At 52.2% G+C, this 3134-nt stretch carries 1 rRNA gene; it reads right to left on the bottom strand.

The window, feature by feature from the left end:
• Window positions 1–50: 50 nt before the first annotated feature.
• Window positions 51–2987 (bottom strand): 23S ribosomal RNA (locus AWM68_RS06205).
• Between the last annotated feature and the right edge of the window lie 147 nt (window positions 2988–3134).

The raw sequence follows: 3134 nt of genomic DNA, 5'->3' as shown, positions 1-3134 counted from the left end.
TATGTTCTCTCAAAACTAGATACGACGTTTCCAAACGTTATGCTTTTTTTAAGGATAAGCCCTCGACCGATTAGTATCTGTCAGCTCCACGTGTCACCACGCTTCCACACCAGACCTATCAACCTCATCATCTCTAAGGGGTCTTACTCACTTAACGTGATGGGAAATCTCATCTTGAGGGGGGCTTCATGCTTAGATGCTTTCAGCACTTATCCCGTCCACACGTAGCTACCCAGCTATGCCCCTGGCGGAACAACTGGTACACCAGCGGTGTGTCCATCCCGGTCCTCTCGTACTAAGGACAGCTCCTCTCAAATTTCCTGCGCCCGCGACGGATAGGGACCGAACTGTCTCACGACGTTCTGAACCCAGCTCGCGTACCGCTTTAATGGGCGAACAGCCCAACCCTTGGGACCTACTTCAGCCCCAGGATGCGATGAGCCGACATCGAGGTGCCAAACCTCCCCGTCGATGTGGACTCTTGGGGGAGATAAGCCTGTTATCCCCAGGGTAGCTTTTATCCGTTGAGCGATGGCCCTTCCATGCGGAACCACCGGATCACTAAGCCCGACTTTCGTCCCTGCTCGACTTGTAGGTCTCGCAGTCAAGCTCCCTTGTGCCTTTACACTCTGCGAATGATTTCCAACCATTCTGAGGGAACCTTTGGGCGCCTCCGTTACTGTTTAGGAGGCGACCGCCCCAGTCAAACTGCCCGCCTGACACTGTCTCCGAACCGGATCACGGTTCAAGGTTAGAATTTCAATACAGCCAGGGTAGTATCCCACCGACGCCTCCACCGAAGCTGGCGCTCCGGCTTCTCAGGCTCCTACCTATCCTGTACAAGCTGTACCAAAATCCAATATCAAGCTGCAGTAAAGCTCCATGGGGTCTTTCCGTCCTGTCGCGGGTAACCTGCATCTTCACAGGTACTATAATTTCACCGGGTCTCTCGTTGAGACAGTATCCAAGTCGTTACACCTTTCGTGCGGGTCGGAACTTACCCGACAAGGAATTTCGCTACCTTAGGACCGTTATAGTTACGGCCGCCGTTTACTGGGGCTTCAATTCAGAGCTTCTCCGTAAGGATAACCCCTCCTCTTAACCTTCCAGCACCGGGCAGGTGTCAGCCCCTATACTTCACCTTGCGGTTTCGCAGAGACCTGTGTTTTTGCTAAACAGTCGCTTGGATCTATTCACTGCGGCTCTCTCGGGCGATAAACCCTATCAGAGCACCCCTTCTCCCGAAGTTACGGGGTCATTTTGCCGAGTTCCTTAACGAGAGTTCTCCCGATCATCTTAGGATTCTCTCCTCGCCTACCTGTGTCGGTTTGCGGTACGGGCACCTCTTTCCTCACTAGAGGCTTTTCTTGGCAGTGTAGGATCAGGGACTTCGGTACTAAAATTTCCCTCGCCATCACAGCTCAGCCTTCACGTTGGGCGGATTTGCCTACCCAACAGCCTAACTGCTTAGACGCACTATTCCATCAGTGCGCTCACCCTACCTTACTGCGTCCCCCCATTGTTCAAACGGAAAGGAGGTGGTACAGGAATATCAACCTGTTATCCATCGCCTACGCTTTTCAGCCTCGGCTTAGGCCCCGACTAACCCTGAGCGGACGAGCCTTCCTCAGGAAACCTTAGGCTTTCGATGGACAAGATTCTCACTTGTCTTTCGCTACTCATACCGGCATTCTCACTTCAAAGCGCTCCACCAGTCCTTCCGGTCTGACTTCGCTGCACTTCGAACGCTCCCCTACCCCTGTACCATACGGTACAAGCCATAGCTTCGGTGATACGTTTAGCCCCGTTACATTTTCGGCGCAGAGTCACTCGACCAGTGAGCTATTACGCACTCTTTAAATGGTGGCTGCTTCTAAGCCAACATCCTGGTTGTCTGGGCAACTCCACATCCTTTGCCACTTAACGTATACTTTGGGACCTTAGCTGATGGTCTGGGCTGTTTCCCTTTTGACTACGGATCTTATCACTCGCAGTCTGACTCCCGCGGATAATTCTCTGGCATTCGGAGTTTGACTGAATTCGGTAACCCTGTGGGGGCCCCTAGTCCAATCAGTGCTCTACCTCCAGGAATCTTGCCGCGAGGCTAGCCCTAAAGCTATTTCGGGGAGAACCAGCTATCTCCGTGTTCGATTGGCATTTCACCCCTACCCACACCTCATCCCCGCACTTTTCAACGTGCGTGGGTTCGGGCCTCCATTCAGTGTTACCTGAACTTCACCCTGGACATGGGTAGATCACACGGTTTCGGGTCTACGACCACGTACTATGTCGCCCTATTCAGACTCGCTTTCGCTGCGGCTCCGTCTTATCAACTTAACCTTGCACGGGATCGTAACTCGCCGGTTCATTCTACAAAAGGCACGCCGTCACCCGTTAATGGGCTCCGACTACTTGTAGGCACACGGTTTCAGGATCTCTTTCACTCCCCTTCCGGGGTGCTTTTCACCTTTCCCTCACGGTACTGGTTCACTATCGGTCACTAGGGAGTATTTAGCCTTGGGAGATGGTCCTCCCGGATTCCGACGGGGTTTCACGTGTCCCGCCGTACTCAGGATCCACTCAGGAGGGAACGAAGTTTCAGCTACAGGGCTGTTACCTTCTTTGGCTGGCCTTTCCAGACCGCTTCACCTACTTCGTTCCTTTGTAACTCCATGTAGAGTGTCCTACAACCCCAGAGGGCAAGCCCTCTGGTTTGGGCTGTTTCCGTTTCGCTCGCCGCTACTCAGGAAATCGCATTTGCTTTCTCTTCCTCCGGGTACTTAGATGTTTCAGTTCCCCGGGTCTGCCTTCTCATACCCTATGTATTCAGATATGGATACCATCCCATTACGGATGGTGGGTTCCCCCATTCGGAAATCCCCGGATCAATGCTTACTTACAGCTCCCCGAGGCATATCGGTGTTCGTCCCGTCCTTCTTCGGCTCCTAGTGCCAAGGCATCCACCGTGCGCCCTTTCTAGCTTAACCTTATATGATGTTTTCACATCAAGATCTTGCTTGGCGCAGATAAATAATCTATCTGCCTTGCATATTGTTTGGATGTCGATATCTAGTTTTCAAAGAACATCTTGAAAGAACAGAAGTTCCTTCAAAACCTGTCTCTTATACACATCT

Source organism: Fictibacillus phosphorivorans (genome assembly GCF_001619875.1).
Classification (GTDB): Bacteria; Bacillota; Bacilli; order Bacillales; family Fictibacillaceae; genus Fictibacillus; species Fictibacillus phosphorivorans_B.
The sequence above is the reverse complement of the archived record's forward strand: the minus strand, read 5'-3'. Positions and strand labels throughout refer to the sequence as shown.